The organism is Variovorax sp. 278MFTsu5.1, from assembly GCF_048305045.1.
GTDB classification, from domain to species: domain Bacteria; phylum Pseudomonadota; class Gammaproteobacteria; order Burkholderiales; family Burkholderiaceae_C; genus Variovorax; species Variovorax guangxiensis.
This window is the reverse complement of record NZ_CP157622.1, coordinates 3,450,920-3,467,654: the sequence shown is the minus strand read 5'-3', so window position 1 is coordinate 3,467,654 and position 16,735 is coordinate 3,450,920. Positions and strand designations below refer to the sequence as shown.

20 protein-coding genes are annotated in these 16,735 nt (G+C 67.0%); 5 read left to right on the top strand and 15 right to left on the bottom strand.

The features are described 5' to 3' along the window. The first annotated feature begins 138 nt into the window (after positions 1 to 138). On the top strand, positions 139 to 1,833 hold the full coding sequence (locus tag ABL844_RS16140; protein ID WP_418128162.1) for a sensor histidine kinase: 1,695 nt from the start codon (positions 139 to 141) through the stop codon (positions 1,831 to 1,833). A 76-nt stretch (positions 1,834 to 1,909) separates the two neighbouring features. Further along, positions 1,910 to 2,602 carry a response regulator gene (locus ABL844_RS16135; protein WP_126019753.1) on the top strand — a complete coding sequence of 231 codons (693 nt, stop codon included), beginning with the start codon at positions 1,910 to 1,912 and terminating at the stop codon, positions 2,600 to 2,602. Positions 2,603 to 2,680: 78 nt separating this feature from the next. Here ABL844_RS16135 and ABL844_RS16130 read toward each other — a convergent pair whose 3' ends face one another. The 14 genes from ABL844_RS16130 to ABL844_RS16065 all read right to left on the bottom strand — a co-directional run bounded on the left by ABL844_RS16130 (position 2,681) and on the right by ABL844_RS16065 (position 13,661). Beyond that, positions 2,681 to 3,595 carry a type II secretion system F family protein gene (locus ABL844_RS16130; RefSeq protein ID WP_418120415.1) on the bottom strand — a complete coding sequence of 305 codons (915 nt, stop codon included), beginning with the start codon at positions 3,593 to 3,595 and terminating at the stop codon, positions 2,681 to 2,683. A 12-nt stretch (positions 3,596 to 3,607) separates the two neighbouring features. Further along, positions 3,608 to 4,600, bottom strand: coding sequence for a type II secretion system F family protein (locus tag ABL844_RS16125; protein ID WP_126019748.1), 993 nt, complete (start codon positions 4,598 to 4,600; stop codon positions 3,608 to 3,610). Positions 4,601 to 4,629: 29 nt separating this feature from the next. Further along, a complete protein-coding gene (locus tag ABL844_RS16120; protein WP_126019745.1) occupies positions 4,630 to 6,006 on the bottom strand; it encodes a CpaF family protein in 1,377 nt (458 codons plus the stop codon). Between the two features lie 70 nt (positions 6,007 to 6,076). After that, positions 6,077 to 7,228 carry an AAA family ATPase gene (locus ABL844_RS16115; protein ID WP_418128161.1) on the bottom strand — a complete coding sequence of 384 codons (1,152 nt, stop codon included), beginning with the start codon at positions 7,226 to 7,228 and terminating at the stop codon, positions 6,077 to 6,079. Positions 7,229 to 7,251: 23 nt separating this feature from the next. Then, on the bottom strand, positions 7,252 to 7,692 hold the full coding sequence (locus ABL844_RS16110) for a TadE/TadG family type IV pilus assembly protein (protein WP_369662350.1): 441 nt from the start codon (positions 7,690 to 7,692) through the stop codon (positions 7,252 to 7,254). Beyond that, the gene (locus ABL844_RS16105) at positions 7,689 to 8,147 is read right to left on the bottom strand and encodes a TadE/TadG family type IV pilus assembly protein (protein WP_126019737.1); all 459 of its coding nucleotides are present in this window, start codon (positions 8,145 to 8,147) and stop codon (positions 7,689 to 7,691) included. Before ABL844_RS16105 ends, ABL844_RS16110 begins: the two co-directional genes overlap by 4 nt. Positions 8,148 to 8,163: 16 nt before the next feature. After that, positions 8,164 to 9,435 carry a pilus assembly protein TadG-related protein gene (locus ABL844_RS16100; protein ID WP_418128160.1) on the bottom strand — a complete coding sequence of 424 codons (1,272 nt, stop codon included), beginning with the start codon at positions 9,433 to 9,435 and terminating at the stop codon, positions 8,164 to 8,166. 40 nt (positions 9,436 to 9,475) lie between these two features. Beyond that, positions 9,476 to 9,652 carry a Flp family type IVb pilin gene (locus tag ABL844_RS16095; protein ID WP_176664064.1) on the bottom strand — a complete coding sequence of 59 codons (177 nt, stop codon included), beginning with the start codon at positions 9,650 to 9,652 and terminating at the stop codon, positions 9,476 to 9,478. 108 nt (positions 9,653 to 9,760) lie between these two features. Then, positions 9,761 to 9,970 (bottom strand): Flp family type IVb pilin, encoded by a 210-nt coding sequence (locus tag ABL844_RS16090; protein WP_176664063.1) that lies wholly within the window; start codon positions 9,968 to 9,970, stop codon positions 9,761 to 9,763. Between the two features lie 146 nt (positions 9,971 to 10,116). Further along, positions 10,117 to 10,413, bottom strand: a complete 297-nt coding sequence (locus tag ABL844_RS16085) for a hypothetical protein (protein ID WP_184637951.1) — start codon at positions 10,411 to 10,413, stop codon at positions 10,117 to 10,119. An 11-nt stretch (positions 10,414 to 10,424) separates the two neighbouring features. Beyond that, entirely contained in the window at positions 10,425 to 11,921 is a 1,497-nt protein-coding gene (locus ABL844_RS16080; RefSeq protein WP_260319305.1) for a type II and III secretion system protein family protein, read from the bottom strand. Between the two features lie 98 nt (positions 11,922 to 12,019). Next, the gene (gene cpaB / locus ABL844_RS16075) at positions 12,020 to 12,865 is read right to left on the bottom strand and encodes a Flp pilus assembly protein CpaB (protein WP_418128159.1); all 846 of its coding nucleotides are present in this window, start codon (positions 12,863 to 12,865) and stop codon (positions 12,020 to 12,022) included. Positions 12,866 to 12,913: 48 nt separating this feature from the next. After that, positions 12,914 to 13,498 carry an A24 family peptidase gene (locus ABL844_RS16070; protein ID WP_184637954.1) on the bottom strand — a complete coding sequence of 195 codons (585 nt, stop codon included), beginning with the start codon at positions 13,496 to 13,498 and terminating at the stop codon, positions 12,914 to 12,916. A gap of 16 nt (positions 13,499 to 13,514) precedes the next feature. Continuing rightward, positions 13,515 to 13,661 carry a hypothetical protein gene (locus tag ABL844_RS16065; protein WP_165909544.1) on the bottom strand — a complete coding sequence of 49 codons (147 nt, stop codon included), beginning with the start codon at positions 13,659 to 13,661 and terminating at the stop codon, positions 13,515 to 13,517. Between the two features lie 613 nt (positions 13,662 to 14,274). On the opposite strand from ABL844_RS16065, the gene ABL844_RS16060 reads away from it, so the two are divergent. From ABL844_RS16060 to ABL844_RS16050, 3 genes are all read left to right on the top strand, one after another. Then, positions 14,275 to 14,967, top strand: a complete 693-nt coding sequence (locus ABL844_RS16060) for a hypothetical protein (RefSeq protein WP_184637956.1) — start codon at positions 14,275 to 14,277, stop codon at positions 14,965 to 14,967. 90 nt (positions 14,968 to 15,057) lie between these two features. Beyond that, complete coding sequence (locus tag ABL844_RS16055) at positions 15,058 to 15,951, top strand: hypothetical protein (RefSeq protein ID WP_418120410.1); 894 nt, start codon at positions 15,058 to 15,060, stop codon at positions 15,949 to 15,951. Between the two features lie 16 nt (positions 15,952 to 15,967). Next, complete coding sequence (locus ABL844_RS16050; protein WP_126019720.1) at positions 15,968 to 16,294, top strand: hypothetical protein; 327 nt, start codon at positions 15,968 to 15,970, stop codon at positions 16,292 to 16,294. A 13-nt stretch (positions 16,295 to 16,307) separates the two neighbouring features. Here the strand turns inward: ABL844_RS16050 and ABL844_RS16045 are convergent, their stop codons facing one another. Further along, positions 16,308 to 16,622 carry a hypothetical protein gene (locus ABL844_RS16045; protein WP_418128158.1) on the bottom strand — a complete coding sequence of 105 codons (315 nt, stop codon included), beginning with the start codon at positions 16,620 to 16,622 and terminating at the stop codon, positions 16,308 to 16,310. Between the last annotated feature and the right edge of the window lie 113 nt (positions 16,623 to 16,735).

Here is a 16,735-nt window from a genome sequence, read left to right as displayed (position 1 = left end):
GTAGTAATGTGAAACCTTCACATACATCCCTTTCAGGTACGAGGAGTGAATTCCAAAATGACACCGTGCCGCTTCGCCAGCAGCAGCCGCCTCGCGGCCCGCATCGCGTGATGTACCTCCTGCCGGAAATCGTCTTCCATGCTGGCCCATACCACTGCCACCCCCGACGCCGGCATCAGCGTCGCCGCGGATGCGCTCATGGTCTCGCGCATGCGGCTGGTGCTCTCGGTCTCGGCGCTGCTGGCGGTGGTGGTTGATGCCGGGGACCATCGGAACCATGTCGACGGCGCCGTCTGGCTGGCCTTCTGCGGCTACGTGCTGCACAGCCTGCTGGTGTACGCATGCACGCGGATGGGCCGCCCGTACTTCCAGGGCAAGGTCATCCACTGGTCCGACGTACTCTGGTTCACGCTCATCATCTTCGTGACCGACGGCGTACAGAGCCTCTTCTTCCTCTTCTATTTCTTCGCGATCCTCACCTCCGCCTTCCGCTGGGGCTTCGAGGAAGGCGCCCGCGTCACGGTGGCGTCGGTCGCCTCCTTCGCCGCCTGCGGCCTCGCCACCAGCACCGGCAACGACGCGCCCCAGTTGCTGATGCGCAGCACCTTCCTGCTGGCGCTCGGCCACATGATCGTGCACTGGGGCGGCTCCAAGCTGGGCCTGCAGCGCCGCCTGGCCCTGCTGGGCGACGTCAGCCAGCTCTCCAACCCGCGCTTCGGCGCCGGCCGCACCATCGCCCGCACCATGGAACGCACGCTGGCCTTCTTCCGGGCCAGCCACTGCATCCTGCTGACGCGCGACACCGCCACCGGCAACTGGGTCCTGCGCACACTGCGCAAGAACGACGCCTGCGAGCACGTCAGCGTCGAGACCATCGGCCGCATCGCCGAATCCCCGCTCATGGCCCTGCCGGCCGACCAGACCGTGCTCAGCAACCGCCTGCCCTGGCCGTTGAACCGGCTGTATGCCCAGAGCCACGCCTTCGAGGCTGGTGCCGCAGATGGCTGGCGCGTCGAGGACGAAGAAGGCGCCCGGCGCTGCGAGGCCATCACCACAATGCTGGAGGCCCGGGCCTTCATCAGCGCTCCGCTGCCCATGCGGCTGGGCGAAGGCCGCGTCTTCGTGTCCTCGCGCGACGGGCTCTTCAACAAGTCCGACGCCCTCTTCCTCACGCACCTCATGGAACAGATCTTCCCGATCATCGAAACCATCGAGGTGCTGGACCGCATGGCCTCCGAGGCAGCCACCGCGGAGCGTCTGAAGTTCGCGCTCAACCTGCACGACACGGCCGTGCAGCCCTACATCGGTCTGCGCATGGGCCTGTGCGCCCTGCGCAAGAAGGCCACCGCCGACAACCCGCTGAGCGACGACCTGGAAAAGCTCGCGAGCGTGGCCGACGGCGTCATCGCCGACCTGCGCCGCTATGCCGGCGAAGTCAGGCACGGCAGCAACAGCAGCCCGGGTGGCCTCGTGCTGCCGCAGTTGCACCGCCAGGCCGCGCGGATCAAGGGCCTCTACGGCATCGACATCGCCGTCGACGTGGACGGCCCGCTGCACCTGGACGACCGGATGACCGCGGAGGTGCTGCAGATGGTCGGCGAAGGCCTCAACAACATCTGCAAGCACACCCAGGCGCGCCACGGCAGCGTGCGCCTGGCCTGCCGCAACGGCCGGCTGCATGTGCGCATCGAGAACGAGGCCGACGGCGAGGAGAGCTTCACCCGCTTCAGGCCCCACTCCATCACCGAACGCGCAGCCGCCCTCGGCGGGCGCGCGCAGGTCCGCCAGTGCGACAGCGGCGGCACCGCCGTGCTGGTGGAAATCCCGATCTGAGCAACAACGACGAATCCCGGCAGCAAGCCGCTGCACCTGCCAAGAGACAAACCAGAGCCGAATCAAGGAGCCCACCATGCAACCAGCTGCCACCCATCCCATCGGCGTCCTGCTCGTGGACGACCATCAGACCATGCTGTGGGGCCTGTCCAGGCTGATCGACGGGGAGCATCCGCGCATGAAGGTGGTCGGCACCGCCTGCTGCTGCGAGGACGCGGTGGCCACGTCGGAAAGCCTCGCGCCCGACGTCATCGTGCTCGACCTGGACCTCGACGGCCACAGTGCCCTCGACATCCTGCCGAGGCTGGTGTCGAACGACGTCTCGCGCGTCATGGTGCTCACGGGAGAACGCGAACAGCGCACGCTCGACCTGGCGGTGTTGCAAGGCGCACGCGGCGTGATGCGCAAGGACGCGCCGGCGCAACAGGTGATCGACGCCATCGAGCGCGTGCACAACGGCGAGCTCTGCATCGACGCCCAGTCCATCGGCCGCGTCTTCTACGAGCTGACCTCGGTGAAGAAGCAGCAGCCCAAGGCCGATCCCGAAGCCGCCAGGCAGGCCAGCCTGACGCACAAGGAGCGGGAAATCATCCACACCGTCGTGAGCGGCAGCGGCGCCTCGAACAAGGCCCTGGCCGCGAAGCTCTTCGTCACCGAGCACACGCTGCGCAACCACCTCACCTCGATCTACCAGAAGCTTGGCGTGAGCAACCGCCTCGAGCTCTACATCTACGCGGTCAAGCACCAGCTCGACGCCGCCCCGCACTGAAGAAAAAAGAAAAAAGCTCGAAGCCCTGCGCGCCGTCTCCGGCGCGCAGGGCTTTTTTGATCGGAAGGCCGAAAGCGCTCAGGTCCCGTTGAGCATCGGCATGATCATCCGGATGATGCGGATCGCCGCCGGCGTCAGGATCACCAGCGAGATGCACGGGAAGATGCACAGCACCAGCGGCAGCAGCATCTTGGTGGGCACCTTCGCCGCCAGTTCCTCGGCGCGCACATGGCGCTTGTGGCGCAGGTCCTCGGAGAACACCCGCAGCGATTCACCGATGCTGGTGCCGAAGCGGTCCGCCTGCGTCAGCATGGTCGCGAAGGTCCCGATCTCCTCCACGCCCGTGCGCAGCGCCAGGTTGCGCAGCGACTTCTCGCGCGTAGCGCCGGCGCGCATCTCCAGGTTGGTCCAGTGCAGCTCCTGCGCCAGCGCCGCGCTCTTCACCTGGATCTCCTCCGTGACCTTGACCAGCCCGGCATCCAGCCCGAGGCCGGCTTCGACGCACACCAGCATCAGGTCGGCCGCATCCGGAAAATTCTCGAAGATCTCCCGGCGGCGCGAGCGGATCATCAGGCGCAGCACCAGGTTGGGCAGGTAGCAGCCGGCCAGCGCCGCCACCGCGAGCCACAGCAGCATCACCGTGCTGTCTTCGGCGGCCCCCGTCGCCCTCAGTCCGACGTACGCCAGCGCGGCAAGGCCCAGCGGCAGCAGCGTCTTCGTGCCGAAATACACGAGGTAGGCGTCCGGATGGCGGATGCCCGCGTTCAGGAAGCGCACGCGCAGCGGCGACAGCTCGGCATCGTTGGTCGGTGATGAAAGCTGCGCGAACGGCCCGACGATCTTGACGGCCTTCTCGGTCCAGGCCGACTTGCCCGCTGGCATCGCCACTGCCTGCAGGCGCTGCTCGGTGCGCGTCGGCGACAGCCATACGGCCATTCCGATGATCGCCAGCGACACGGCCACGAAGACGAGGATGGGAAACAGCATGGTCATGGCTCTTCTCCTTCAGACGCGGATCTTCACGATCTTCCACAGCAGCACGATGCCCACGAGCATCAGCCCCAGCATGTACTTGAGCACCATCTGCCCGATCGGGTCGGTCCACAGCGGCGACATGAATTCGGGGTTGAACACGTTCATGAGCGCGGCGAGTGCGAACGGCATCAGCCCGAGGATCCAGGCCGACAGCCGTCCTTCCGAGGACAGCACCCGCACCCGCGCGAGCAGCTTGAGCCGCTCGCGGATCAGCCGGCTGAGGTTGCCCAGCACTTCCGTCAGGTTGCCGCCCGAATCGCGCTGGATCAGCACCGACACCACGAAGTAGCGCAGGTCGGTCAGCGGCACACGCTCGCTGAGGTTGGTCAGGGCCTGCTGCAGCGAGACGCCGAAGTTCACCTCGTCGGCGACCATGCGGAACTCGCTGGCGATCGGATCCGCCATCTCGTCTCCGATCATCTGCACGCCGCTGGCGAAAGAATGCCCGGCACGCAACGCACGCGTCACCAGGTCCAGCGCCTCGGGCAGCTGCTTTTCCATGCGTGTCAGCCGGCGGCTGCGCTGGCGCTGCAGGTAGAGCAGCGGCAGTACCGCCAGGCAGCCTCCCGCCACCAGCGCCACCAGGAGCGACTGGTGCACCATCACCATCACGGCGAAGAAGCCGAGCACACCCAGCACGCAGGAAATCAGCAGGAAGCTGGAAACCGTCCAGTCCAGCCCGGCCTGCAGGATGAAGCGGTCCAGCCGGTGCGCCCGCGGCAGCGTGAGCAGCAGGCGCTGCATCCACGGCACCTCGCTGAGCATGCGCTCCTTGGCCAGGTGGGCCTGCGGCGTGCGGTCGACCGCGGCCGAGAACGCCTGCAGCCTCTTCTCGATCTTGCGTGCCTCGGGCCCCTTGTAGGAGCGCCACAGCATGTAGAGCCCCTCGAGCATGAGCAGCACGGTCACGAACACCAGCACGGTGACGGTGATGAGGGTGTTGCCCCCCAGGTTGTTGAGCATGATGGCCTCCTGTTCCTTGTCTGGTCAGGTCATTCGTAGTGCTTGCTCGGGTCGAACATCGTGTCCGGCAGTTCCACGCCGTAGGCATGCAGCCGCTCCGCGAACTTCGGCCTGACACCCGTCGCATGGAAGTGCCCGCGCACCTGGCCGTCGGGCCCCATGCCGGTCTGGTGGAAGCTGAAGATCTCCTGCATCGTGACCACCTCGCCTTCCATGCCGGTGATCTCCTGGATGCTCGTGACCTTGCGCCGCCCGTCCACCAGCCGCAGCACCTGCACGATCACGGTGATGGCCGATGCGATCTGCTGGCGCACCGTGCGGTGCGGCAGGTTCAGGTTGGCCATGCCGATCATGTTCTCCAGCCGCGCCAGCGCGTCGCGCGGCGTGTTGGCGTGGATGGTCGTGAGCGAGCCCTCGTGGCCGGTGTTCATGGCCTGCAGCATGTCTACCGCCTCGGCGCCGCGCACCTCGCCGATCACGATGCGGTCGGGCCGCATCCGCAGCGCGTTGCGCACCAGCGCGCGCTGCGTAATCTCGCCCTTGCCCTCGATGTTCATCGGCCGCGTCTCCATGCGCGCCACGTGCGGCTGCTGCAACTGGAGCTCGGCCGCGTCCTCGATGGTGATGATGCGTTCGCTCGGCGGAATGAAGCCCGAGAGGATGTTCAGCAGCGTGGTCTTGCCGGCGCCCGTGCCGCCCGAGATCAGCATGTTGACCTTGGCCTGCGCCAGGCCCTCGAGCATCTTCGCCATCTGCGGCGTCAGCGTCTTGAGCTCGTCCACCAGGTTCTCCATGCGCAGCGGAATCTTCGCGAAACGCCGGATCGACATCATCGGCCCGTCCAGCGCCACCGGCGCGATCACCGCGTTCACCCGCGAGCCGTCGGGCAGCCGCGCATCGACCATCGGGCTCGACTCGTCGATGCGCCGCCCCACCAGCGAGACGATCTTGTCGATGATGCGCAGCAGGTGCTTCTCGTCGGTGAAGCTCACGTTGGTCAGCTCCAGCCGGCCCCGGCGCTCCACGTAGATCTTCTCGTGCGAGTTGACCAGGATGTCCGAGACCGACGGGTCGGCCATCAGCAGCTCGATCGGCCCGAAGCCCAGCATCTCGTGCTGGATGTCGCGGATCAGAGTGCGCCGCTCGATGTCGTTGAGCGCCTCGGGCTCCTCCTGCAGCAGCCGCGTGGTCATGGTCGAGATTTCCTGGCGCAGCACGTCGGGCTTCAGGGTCTCGAGCGCCGCGAGGTCGAAGCGCTCCAGCAGCTTCAGGTGCATGCGCTCCTTCAGCAACTTGTAGGCATCCGAGGCAAAGGGCGACACCGCCTGTTCGGCGGAGTGCCCCACCGGCCGCGCGGTGGCACCTGCATCGGTTTCGACGGCACTGAGCTGTTCTCTGAATGACATGGGGACCTGCCTTGCTGTTGATTGAAATGACTGGCTGCCGGGCTCCGATCGGGCGCCGCTCAAGCGCCGATCAAGCGCGGCGGAAGAGCCGCCCGATGAAGCCGGGCTCCGCCTCCTGCCGGGGGCTGAGCGTGTGCGCGATGTCCGCCAGCTTTCTTGCGAGTGCGCTGCCTCGTGCCATCTCCGCCAGCGGCACGCCGCGGTTGATGGATGCATCCACGTCCTTGCCGCCGTCGGGCACCACCGTGAGCGTCGCGCCCACCAGCGAGCGCCGCATGTCCGACAGGCCGATCTCCCCGCCGCCGGCGCTGCGGTTCACCAGCAGCTCGACCTTGCCGGGCTGGTAGCCCAGCGACTTGAAGACATGCATCAGCCGCGTCACGTTGCGGATGTGCGGCAGGCTGGGCTGCAGCACCGGAAAGATGCGGTCGGCGCGGTCCAGCACCCGGATCGCGAGCGTGTCGATGCGCGGGCCCAGGTCGAACAGCACGAAGTCGTACATGCCCTGCGCGACGTGCAGGATCGCGTCGACGTGCTCGGCCTTCACGTCCATCGCGCGCGAGATGTCCTCCGGCGCCGGCAGGATGCTGAAAGTCGGCGACACCTTCGCCACGCTCGCCGCGAGCAGCGAGGCGTCGAGCCGGCCGATGTCGCGGGCCACGTCCGCCATCGTCGAGGTGGGCCGCAGGTCGCTCACATACGACAGCGCGTCGCCGAACTGCAGGTTCAGGTCCACCAGCAGAACCGATCGGTCCTTCGAGAGTTGGTGCGCGATGTTGGTGGCCAGGAAGGTCGCCCCGCTGCCGCCCTTGCAGGGCATGAAGGCCACCACCTGACCCGGCGCGCGCGCCTGCGTGCCGGCCATCTTCTGCGCGATGCGCTCCACGGCTGCCTCCAGCGCGGCGGTGTCGGCCGGCGACGGCAGCACCTCGCGCACGCCCGCGCGCATCGCGTGGATCAGGAACTCGGGCGTCTGCATCGCGCACAGCAGCACCACCGAGATCGCCGGGTGCTGCAGCGTGAGCTTTTCCACCAGGCTGAGCTCCTGCGGGTCGCAGCACATGCCGTCGACCAGCAGCAACTCGGGGGCCGCCTTCTCGACGACCCACTGCATCCGGCTCTTGCCGCCCTCGAAAAGCGACACGATGTGCGAGCGCGCCTCCAGCACCTTGCGCATGTCCTGCAGGTGGTTGGCGTTGGGGGAAATGATGGCGATCTTCATGGTCTTTTCCGTTGCGTTGATGGCTAGGAGCAGATGGCCGCGCTGTTCGGGTCCTTGCGCATGACCTCGCGCGGCAGGTAGGTGGAAAAGCCCGGCATCGGAATCAGCGGCGCGGTCGCGTATGCGATGGGCGAGATCCACTGGTAGTTGAGCCCGGTGATGCTCACCGTCACGCCTTCGCAGGTCGCGGCCGTGCAGCCCGAGGGCGACCACGCCACCGACACGGTGCTGATCTGCGGCAGCAGCGCCTTCATGCGCGCAAGCACCAGGGCCTGCTGGGCCGTGTCGTCGCACACCACCGCGTAGCGGGCGCCAGCGCGCGTGGCCTCCTGGGCGGCGTTCCAGGTGAAAAGCATGCGCGCGAAGTCCACGATGCCCAGCGTGAACATGAGGAAGATGATCAGGCCCAGGGCGAACTCGACCGTCGTGGCGCCACGGTTGCGGCGGGAGGTGCTTCTTCTCATGATGGCGCCCTCATGCTGGCGGTGATGTCGCTGAAGGCGATGTTGCCGTTCGCATCCGCGAAGACGACGCCCATCACCGAAGGGAACATCGAATGAAAGGTGTAGCCGCTGACCCGGATCGTCACCGTGGTGATGATCGGCGCGGCGCCGGCCGACTGCCAGGTGCAGCAGGTGCCGGCCGGCACGTTCGACAGGCTCAGTCCGCGCGCCAGCGGCGAACCCGTACCGGCCGTGTTTCCGTACACCACCAGGTTGCGCGCCTCGGTGATCTTCGTGCCCGGCGTCTGCACCGACATGTAGCGCACCGCGTCGCGCGTCGACTTGACCACCGCGTTGTACTCGTACATCGCGCGGCCGAACTCTGTGGTGATGAAGGTCAGCAACAGCAGCAGCGGGATGATCAGCGCGAGTTCGACAAGCGCTACGCCCTGCTGTGCACGACGAGACGGCTTCATGGCGTGCCTCCTCTTCCTATCTCACCAGGACCGGAACCAGCGGCCCGGCCGATCCGCCCGCCAGCCCGCTGGTGGTGCAGGGGCTGCCGGTCGCACCGGCGTTGCCGAGGAATTCCAGCTGCACGTCGGTCATCGGAATGCTCAGCGGCTGAAGCATCAGCATGCAGAGGTAGTCGATCACGTGGTTGCCGCCATCGATGACCGGCACCGTCACGAAGCGGCGGTCAAGGCCGTACTGCATGTGGCCGCCGGAGACATTGCCCGGGTTGGCCAGCTTCTGGAAACTGTTGAGCGACAGCCCGGTGATCGATTCGCAGCTGTTCGCGCCCTTCACCTTGGTGCCGGTGTCGGCGCACGACGCGAAGGCGGCCCGCTTGGTCACGAAGTTCTGCGCACTCGCGGGTGCTCCGGCACCTGGCGCGCCGTTGTAGGCGTTGAACTGTGCGGGCCAGTTCAGCGAGGTATAGGCGTAGCCGGTGTAGTCGGGACGCGCCGTGCTCGGGTCGCTGCTGTTCTTGTAGATGCCGAAGCGCTGGTTCCACACATCGGCCACCGAGGTCTGAACGCCGGGCGTGCCGATGGTGTCGCCCACCCTGGCACCGCAGCGGCCGTTGAGTTCGGCTTCGGTTTCCGAAGCACTGTTGCTGCCGTCGAGATTGGCCCAGCCGATTTGCCCGCCGGCGGCGGCGTTCTGCGCCATGATGAGCGTCACCCACTCGCCGACCACAAAGCCATAGTTCGGCGCTACGCCACCGGTCTTGGGCTTCGCCGCTACGGGAATGGGACACGCGCTCTGCGCGCTGGCACGGGTGGCGACCGCTCTTGCGGTGACGCTGCGCGTCCCGGGGTTGCCGGCCGTGTCGCCCGAGAAGGCGCCCATCGCCTTCATGAGCCAGATGCCGATGTTGGGTTGGGTATGCACGCACTGGGCATAGCGCGCGAGGGCGGGCGTCGTGGTGACGGCATAGGAGGCGTCGCGGAAGGTGATGTCGCTCGCGACGATCTGGCCCTGCCCGCTCCAGGTACTCGACTGCATGTTCACGCGGTTGGCATTGCCGGCGGTCTGGCCTGCGCTCGTTGCACGGGTGATCGCCGTGCCCTGTCCGTCGAGCTCGCGCGCAGCGGACAGGGCGCAGCTGTCTACAGCTGTCTGCAGCTCGGTCTTGACCACGAACAGATGCCCGAAGTCCAGGGCGATGCCCATGAACCCCATCAGGAACAGCAGGATCAGCGCGGCTGTGACGATCATCGCGCCGCGCTGGCGGCGGTGATGGCGGCAGGTGGACATGGTCAGCTCCCTGGTTGAGTGAGCGCGCGCAGCGGCCGGGTCAGGTGCAGCTCGTGCCGCCCAGACATGTCGTGACACGGTCGATGAGAGCGCCCAGAGCAGTGCCGTCGGACAACGCTTGCAATGCAACCACCAGCGCGATGGAAACCACGGCGATGATCAGTGCGTACTCGACCACTTGCGCACCGCTCTCGTCTGTCAGAAATGACTTGAACATGATGATGAACCCCGGTTCGTTGTTGACGAAGAATGCGTGGGAGCGAACGGGGAGATGGAACGAAGCGGGCCATGTGACATGGACCCGCTTCCCTCCCCGAAGAACTGCTTACTGGCAGTTCGTCCCCGTCAGGCAGGTCGTGACGCGAGTGATGAAACTCGTGAAACCGCCGTTGTTGGCCGTGAGGCCCTTCAGCGCGACAACCAGCGCGATCGAGACGACCGCGATGATCAGCGCGTACTCGACGACCTGGGCGCCCTCTTCTTCGCGCAGGAAGCCTTGGGTCGATTGGCCGATGGCCTTGAAAAAGTTTTGCATGATTCGTTCCTTTCGAGGTTTGAACGGTTGGAAATCAGGTTCGAGAAAACATGAATGAGGGAAGAAAGTTCGTTTCGATTCGTGTCACTCTCCTTTCCGCGTGAGTCCCGAGGAAGCGGGCTTGGCTAATGCAATGCGTGCGTTCATCACTTCGAGGCGCCGGCGCCCTGTCCGCCGATCTGGCCACCGATGTTGATGACGTTGACCGCCGGCGGCGGCGTCTTGTACGACTCCTGGTACTGGTGCATCGCCTCGCGCGATGCGCGCCCGTCCATGCCGGTGACGGGGTCGCCGTTCTTGCCGGCGTTCGGGTTGATGGTCATCTTCTTCCTTGCGTCCCGCACCGCGTCGCCGAAGCGCGCGTCGTAGTTGGGCGTGACGGTCGAGCAGCTGGCGCCGAGAAGGCAGACGAGCCCGACGGTGATCGATCTGATGATGAACATGACGGTGCTCCTCACGGGGTTTCGCTGGCGGGGGCGGCCGGGGCCGGGGTCGAGCTCTCGAGGGCGCCGTTGAGATAGACCTCGGCACGGCTCGGAACGACGTGGTTGTCCGTCGGCACCCGCGGCGACTCGGCAAGCGGACGCACCAGGCGCGGCGTGATGACGAACATCAGCTCGGTCTGTTCGTTCTGGAATTCGGTGCTGCGGAAGAGCGCGCCCATCACCGGCACCTCGCCGAGGCCCGGATAGCGCTTGATCGTCTCGTTCACGTTGCTCTTGATGAGCCCGGCGATGACGAAGCTCTGGCCGTCGTTGAGTTGCACGGTGGTGTCGGCGCGCCGCACCGTCAACGAGGGCAGCACGGCGGTGACGCCCGAGACGGTAGTGAACGGAGAGCCGGTCTGCGTCAGGTCCGACACCTCGGACACCAGCTTGAGGTTGACGCGGTCGCCGTTGAGCACGGTCGGGGTGAACTTGACCCCGATACCGAACTCCTTCTCCTCCAGCGTGATGTTCGTCCCACCGCCGCCCGCGGCGTTCTGCGCCACCGGAATGAAGATCTTGCCGCCCGACAGGAAGCTGGCCTGCTGCCCGCTGATGGCCATGATGTTCGGCTCTGCGAGGATACGCACGAGCCCGTCGTCCTTCTGGCCGTCGATGGTCAGCGAGGTCCGCCCGATGCGCAGCGCCTGCGCCAGGCCGGCGCCGGTGCTCAGGAAATTGGAGATCAGCGAATAGTTGTTCAGGCCGCCGTTGCCGGTGCGTGCGATGCCCACGCGCGAGCCCAGCCTGTCGAGCAGCGTCTTGCTGACCTCGGCGATCTTCACTTCCAGCATCACCTGCTGCGGCGTCGCCACGCGAAGCAGGTTCACCACCTTCTTGCCGTCGGCGCCGTAGGCCGAGGCCAGGCTCATCACGTCGTCGAGCTTGAGCGCGTCGCTGATCTCGCCGGTGAGCACGATGGATTTTTCGGCGCTGCGCACCTGGATGCGGCGCTCCTCGGGCATCAGTTCGGCCAGCTTGGACTGCAGGGCCATCGGGTCGATCGTGACGATGACGTCCTTGATGTAGCAGGTGCCATCGGCGCTTTGCAGCACCACGTTCATCGAGCCCGCCTGGCGGCCCCGGAAGAACAGGTCGGTCGGGCTCAGCAGCGTCACGTCGACGTCCGCGACGCCGTCGCTGGTGTTCGCGTTGGCCGCGGGTGCCGCGACGGGCTGCATGCCGGCGGGCACTGCAGCCGCGGCGGCCGCCGGTACAGGTGCGCGGCTCGGCGGCTGGCCGCTGACCACGATGCGCACCACGCGCGCCTTCAGCGGTATGACCACCGACTTGCCCAGCACGGCCTGGGTCGGCTGGTCGTCGGGAATGATGGCGGTGCATCGGCGGCTGCCGCTGGCAGCGGCAGAGGCACTGCTGCTGCCAGCCGCCGCGGCTTGCGTGGTGGCGGTGGCTGCGGCGGGCATGGCGCCCGCGGCCGAGGCGGTTGCCGCGACCTCGGCGCCCATGGCGGGAGCCGCCACTGTCGCGAAGGCCGCCAGCAGGCTGGCGAGTGTTGTGGGGATATGGCGCACTTGGTGTTCCTCCTGTCGAATGTCGAACCGGTTCAGAAACAGGTCAGCGAGCTGCCCGCGTGCTGGATGATTTCCACGCACTGGGAAGCCGGCGTCGCGGCGGGGCCCGGGCGATGGGCGCGCGGCCGGGCCGGTGCCGGAGCAGGCGCGGTCGCCGCGACCTGCACGAGTTCCTTGGCGCCGAAGAGCTGGCCCTTGGTGATGCCGTCGGTGGCCACCGTGGTCTTGTCCATCTGGTTGCGAAGCACCAGGGACAGGGTGCCTACGCTGCGGGCCAGGTCGAGCTTCTCGGAGTCTTCCAGCGAGAGCTCCAGCGTCACGGCGCTCACCACCTTCGGCTTGGTGTCGTCGCGGTTGGCTTCCTGCGCCACCGCCAGCACCAGCACCTTCTCGAGCACGGTCTTGCTGATCTGCAGCGCTTCTTCGCCGCGGCCCTTGTCCTGCTGGGCGTTGACCATCACGTCCACGTAGTTGCCCGGCAGCGCGAAGCCCGCCACGCCCACCACGTCGTTGACGCGCACCGTCATCGCCCGCTTGCCGCTGGCGATCACCGCCGAGAGCCCGCCCTGCGTGCCCACCGGCGCCAGCTTGCCTTCGATGACCGCTTCGCCGCGCAGCACGCCGACCTTCACCACGCGCTCGTCCAGCGCCTTGATGTCGCTGAACGCGCCGTTCGGCACCGAGGCGCTGGGCCAGTCGATCGTCGTGAGCATCTGCGGGTTGACGCGGCTGCCCAGCTCGATGTCTACCGCCGCCACCACGACCTTGTTGGACGCGATGCCGCCCTGTTTGGAGATCCACCCCGCCGCATAGACGGCGGCCGCCAGCCCCGTCAGCAGGGCCAGAAGGATCAGCCCGATCGCCTTGATGTTCTTCATGTGAACCTCCGTCGCAGATGAGATGAGATGAAAGGGAAAGTGAAGGGGCTAGACGTAGCCCAGCTGGTGCGCGAGCACTTCGACGACCGTGCCCGCCGCGATGCAGATGCCGTAGGGCAGCCTTCCGATGGACTGGCTGGCGCCGATGCGTCCCGAGGGACGGATGCCGACCATGCCCGACAGCATCACGCCCTGTGCCGCGTCCTTGACGTTGGTCAGCATGCGCACCACGCGGCGCTGGTGGATCGCGAAGACCATGGCCGCCACGCCGCCGGCAATGAAGGTGAAGAGCACCGCCATCAGCGCCTGCTCAGGCCCGATGAAGGCGCCGGCCATGGCCATCAGCTTCACGTCGCCGGCGCCCATCACTCCGATCACGTAGAACGGCACCATCGCCGCGAAGCCCACGCCCAGCCCGCCGAATGCGCTTGCGGCCCCCACGGCGGGGGTGCGCGCGGCCAGCGTTCCGTAGACCAGCGCGAAGAGCGCGCCGCCGAAGGTCAGCCAGTTGGGGATGCGGTAGGAGCGCCAGTCGCTCACGGCGGCCGTGGCCAGCAGCGCCAGCAGCACGAGCATGCGAAGGTCGGTGGCCAGCATCGCCAGCAGTTCGAGAACGGCGTCGAGTTCCTGCATGTCGGTCTCCACGGGTTCAGGCAGTGCGCCGGATGGCGAGCAGCAGGAGCAGGCACACGACCATCACCAGCGCGCCGATGAGCGCGAACTCCATGAACGACATGCCGGCGTCTTCGCGCAGCAGGTTCATGAAGGTCGTCGGCAGCAGTGCGAGCAGTTCCATGCGTATCCCCTGGTTGTAGTGACCGGCCTGGAGCGCCTGTTGCCCGGCTTGAGCTTCGGCGTTCGGCCATGGGGATGAATGTAGAAATCGGCCCGCTTTCGCACATGAGCAAGGCGCCCTTTTGTGGGGGAGTCAAAAACCCCGCCCGCGCGCGCCAGGAAGCAGGACAAAGCGCCCGGGTGCGGCGTGACAACGGATAGATGGCCGAACGGAGGGTCTGAAGGCCCGGCCGCCGCCGTCCGGCGCGGCCGCAGTAGAGCGCTGCGCAAGGCTTTTGTAAGCGTGGACACGGGGATACCCGAAGCGCCGCCGCAGATTCGATTACTTCGGTTGCATCTGGTTTCTAGCGCCCTTGATGCCTCCTCGAATGCCGCGATTCCGCTTGCCGCCATCGTGTGGCGCAAGCGTTTTTCCGTCTTGCCGGAAAGGCTCGCAGCCATGCCTTTCGCCATAGCCTCGCATTACCCAGCACAGGGCATTTTTCATTGCTTCCCCGGCGCAGAAACTGCACTCCGGTCGTCACGCAAGCCACTCCACACCGCGTCACAGACCGTCAGCTGATAGCCGGGTCGTCCGGCGATCGGGTTCGTTCCACATCACTCGAGGAAACATCATGAAGAAGACTCTCATCGCCATCGCCGTGGTCCTTGTCGGCAGCGTCGCCTCGGCAACGGTCGGCAGCACCGCGGTCGCCGCGACGTCCACCACGACCGGCTCTTCCAGCTCCGCCGGATCGACCGCCGCCAGCTCCGGCACGGGCAGCGCACTGAGCTACAACTCGGCCACGTCGAGTTCGGCGGCCAATGCCAACGCCTCGGGCGGCGCGTTCGCGGTTCCGGGCTTCGCCATCGGCGGCGCGACGGCGGGCGGCTCGGCAACCACCACCGGCCGCGTGACCAGCATGGCGGTGACGACCGGCAACGGCCTGGCCACCGGCGGCGCCAACGCTTCAGCCAACGCGACCTCGGCGGGCAACGCCAACTACTCCGCGGGCGGCGCCACGCACGTCAGCGGCAGCGCTGGCGGCGCAGCCTCTTCCACCACCAACAACACGGCGGCGACGGCCGCCGGCCCCGGCGGCGGCATCGCCCTGGTGACCCGTACCTCGACCACGACCTCCGGCTACAACGCCTCGTCCGGTGCGATCAACGGGCCCATCAACGGCACGAGCACCTCGGCCACGGCAGGCTCCACCGGCGGCTCCTTCGGCGTCACCAACTTCGCATGGGGCAACGCCGGCGGCTTCACCAACGGTGGCGGCACCGGCGGCACGGCGGGCGCGAGCTCGACAGCATCGGCTCCCTGAACCTTGCCTTGCGCAAACCGGTTGCTGAACCTGGAAATGGGGAGAGCGGCAGGAAACGCCCTCTCCCCGGTCCTCAAAGGAGTCGAAAAAATGAAGAAGCTGCTTTTTCTTTCACTGCTGACCTTCTCCGTGGTGGCTATCGCCCAACAGACCAACACCAACACGGGTGCGAACAACGGATCGTCGAGTTCGGCCACGACCTCGGCCCAGGGCAACAGCCAGTCGGTGACGTTTTCGAGCCCGGCGAGCGTGACCACCCAGTCGACGATGACCAGCAACCAGAACGTCAACAACACCGGCGCGACGACGAACACCGTCGACTACCGCGGCAGCTACACGATCAAGAACGTGCCGTCGGTCAACGGACCCAACCTGACGACGAGCAATGACACCTGCATGGGCAGCAGCAGCGCCAGCGCGAACGGCCCTGGCGTGGGCCTGAGCTTCGGCACCACCTGGACGGACGAGCACTGCAAGCGCCTGAAGATGAGCCGCGAGCTCTGGAACAAGGGCATGAAGGCAGCGTCGCTGGCCATGGACTGCATGGACCCGGCCGCGATGGCCGCGCTGGAGATGACCGGCACCAAGTGCCCGCAGTCGATGACGGCGGAAGAGCGCGTGACGGCCTACGGACCGCAGGCATCGGCCAGCGGCGCTGCCGCCTCGCCGCCTCGCGCGGTGGCTGCAGCGGCCCCTGCCCCGGTGGCTCCGCAGCCCGTGGCTGCCACTTCGCCGGCCGCCCCGGCTCCGCTGCCGCCGCCTCCCGCGCACACCGAGCACATCGCGCAAGCCTCGCCTGCCCCGCAGCAGCAGGCCGCGGCAGCCTCCGAAGACACGGGCGTGGTCACGATGCCCGTCGTCAGCGCCACGGTGACGCCGATCGACCCGGGCGAAGTCGCCTCCATCCGGGCCGCGTCGCGCATGCTGGACCAGCGCTCCGACGACATCGCAACCGCACCGCGCTCGGCCCCCGCCGCGCAATGACCGCACGGAGCGCCAAATGACCAGGACCGTATTCCTGCTCTGGCTGGCGGCCTGCTGCGCCGCCACCACGGCGGCGGCAGCGGCCGTGCAGCAGCCGCTGCGCGTCGAGCGGATGAACATGGGCAGCGGCCTGCAGAACGCGCGCGGCACCGAGAACGCGCTGCCGGTCGGCGCCCTCGGCGTGTGGCACGTGCCGCAGTACCTGCCGGGCTACCCCACGGCCGCGACCATCTGGCCGCGCGTGATCGTCATCCAGTGCACGGAAGACCTGTGCGCGGGCTACACGATCACGCCCGAGTTGGGGCGCGGTGAATATCTTTTCTTCGTGCCGGCGAACAAGTAGCCGGCGAGCGAATTCACTGCGTGCCGCCTTTTCCAAGGCCGGCGCGCAGCGATTGCGCGGTAGCGTCTGCCGCGTCGATCCGACGTTGCAGCTCCTCGTTGACCACGCCGACCAGCGCCGCGAGTTCGGCCCGGCTCGGATAGACCTCCTGCGTATCTCCTACCCCTTGCTGAACGATGAGCTTTTCGAGGCACGCATACGCGCGCTGCATCGATTGAAGGCTACCGATGTCGTCGCACAGCTGCAGTGCAAGCAGCTCGGCGCTCTGCGAGGCGGAGGATTCGGAAGGGGAAGAGACGCGCGCGGATGCGCGGGCGGATGCAGCCATGAATGGGCTCCAATGGTTTCGGTTTGCTGAAACCGACGCACCCGAGTCCAAGCGGAGGCGGCGGCTCGACGGGTTGGACTACCGGGAAACCACTTGCGTGAAACCGGCCGGGC

Excerpts from the sequence above, each read along its gene's own strand:
- ABL844_RS16140 (WP_418128162.1), top strand. The coding sequence starts at position 139 with ATGCTGGCCCATACCACTGCCACCCCCGACGCCGGCATCAGCGTCGCC.
- ABL844_RS16135 (WP_126019753.1), top strand. The coding sequence starts at position 1,910 with ATGCAACCAGCTGCCACCCATCCCATCGGCGTCCTGCTCGTGGACGAC.
- ABL844_RS16130 (WP_418120415.1), bottom strand. The coding sequence starts at position 3,595 with ATGACCATGCTGTTTCCCATCCTCGTCTTCGTGGCCGTGTCGCTGGCG.
- ABL844_RS16125 (WP_126019748.1), bottom strand. The coding sequence starts at position 4,600 with ATGCTCAACAACCTGGGGGGCAACACCCTCATCACCGTCACCGTGCTG.
- ABL844_RS16120 (WP_126019745.1), bottom strand. The coding sequence starts at position 6,006 with ATGTCATTCAGAGAACAGCTCAGTGCCGTCGAAACCGATGCAGGTGCC.
- ABL844_RS16115 (WP_418128161.1), bottom strand. The coding sequence starts at position 7,228 with ATGAAGATCGCCATCATTTCCCCCAACGCCAACCACCTGCAGGACATG.
- ABL844_RS16110 (WP_369662350.1), bottom strand. The coding sequence starts at position 7,692 with ATGAGAAGAAGCACCTCCCGCCGCAACCGTGGCGCCACGACGGTCGAG.
- ABL844_RS16105 (WP_126019737.1), bottom strand. The coding sequence starts at position 8,147 with ATGAAGCCGTCTCGTCGTGCACAGCAGGGCGTAGCGCTTGTCGAACTC.
- ABL844_RS16100 (WP_418128160.1), bottom strand. The coding sequence starts at position 9,435 with ATGTCCACCTGCCGCCATCACCGCCGCCAGCGCGGCGCGATGATCGTC.
- ABL844_RS16095 (WP_176664064.1), bottom strand. The coding sequence starts at position 9,652 with ATGTTCAAGTCATTTCTGACAGACGAGAGCGGTGCGCAAGTGGTCGAG.
- ABL844_RS16090 (WP_176664063.1), bottom strand. The coding sequence starts at position 9,970 with ATGCAAAACTTTTTCAAGGCCATCGGCCAATCGACCCAAGGCTTCCTG.
- ABL844_RS16085 (WP_184637951.1), bottom strand. The coding sequence starts at position 10,413 with ATGTTCATCATCAGATCGATCACCGTCGGGCTCGTCTGCCTTCTCGGC.
- ABL844_RS16080 (WP_260319305.1), bottom strand. The coding sequence starts at position 11,921 with ATGGGCGCCGAGGTCGCGGCAACCGCCTCGGCCGCGGGCGCCATGCCC.
- cpaB (WP_418128159.1), bottom strand. The coding sequence starts at position 12,865 with ATGAAGAACATCAAGGCGATCGGGCTGATCCTTCTGGCCCTGCTGACG.
- ABL844_RS16070 (WP_184637954.1), bottom strand. The coding sequence starts at position 13,498 with ATGCAGGAACTCGACGCCGTTCTCGAACTGCTGGCGATGCTGGCCACC.
- ABL844_RS16065 (WP_165909544.1), bottom strand. The coding sequence starts at position 13,661 with ATGGAACTGCTCGCACTGCTGCCGACGACCTTCATGAACCTGCTGCGC.
- ABL844_RS16060 (WP_184637956.1), top strand. The coding sequence starts at position 14,275 with ATGAAGAAGACTCTCATCGCCATCGCCGTGGTCCTTGTCGGCAGCGTC.
- ABL844_RS16055 (WP_418120410.1), top strand. The coding sequence starts at position 15,058 with ATGAAGAAGCTGCTTTTTCTTTCACTGCTGACCTTCTCCGTGGTGGCT.
- ABL844_RS16050 (WP_126019720.1), top strand. The coding sequence starts at position 15,968 with ATGACCAGGACCGTATTCCTGCTCTGGCTGGCGGCCTGCTGCGCCGCC.
- ABL844_RS16045 (WP_418128158.1), bottom strand. The coding sequence starts at position 16,622 with ATGGCTGCATCCGCCCGCGCATCCGCGCGCGTCTCTTCCCCTTCCGAA.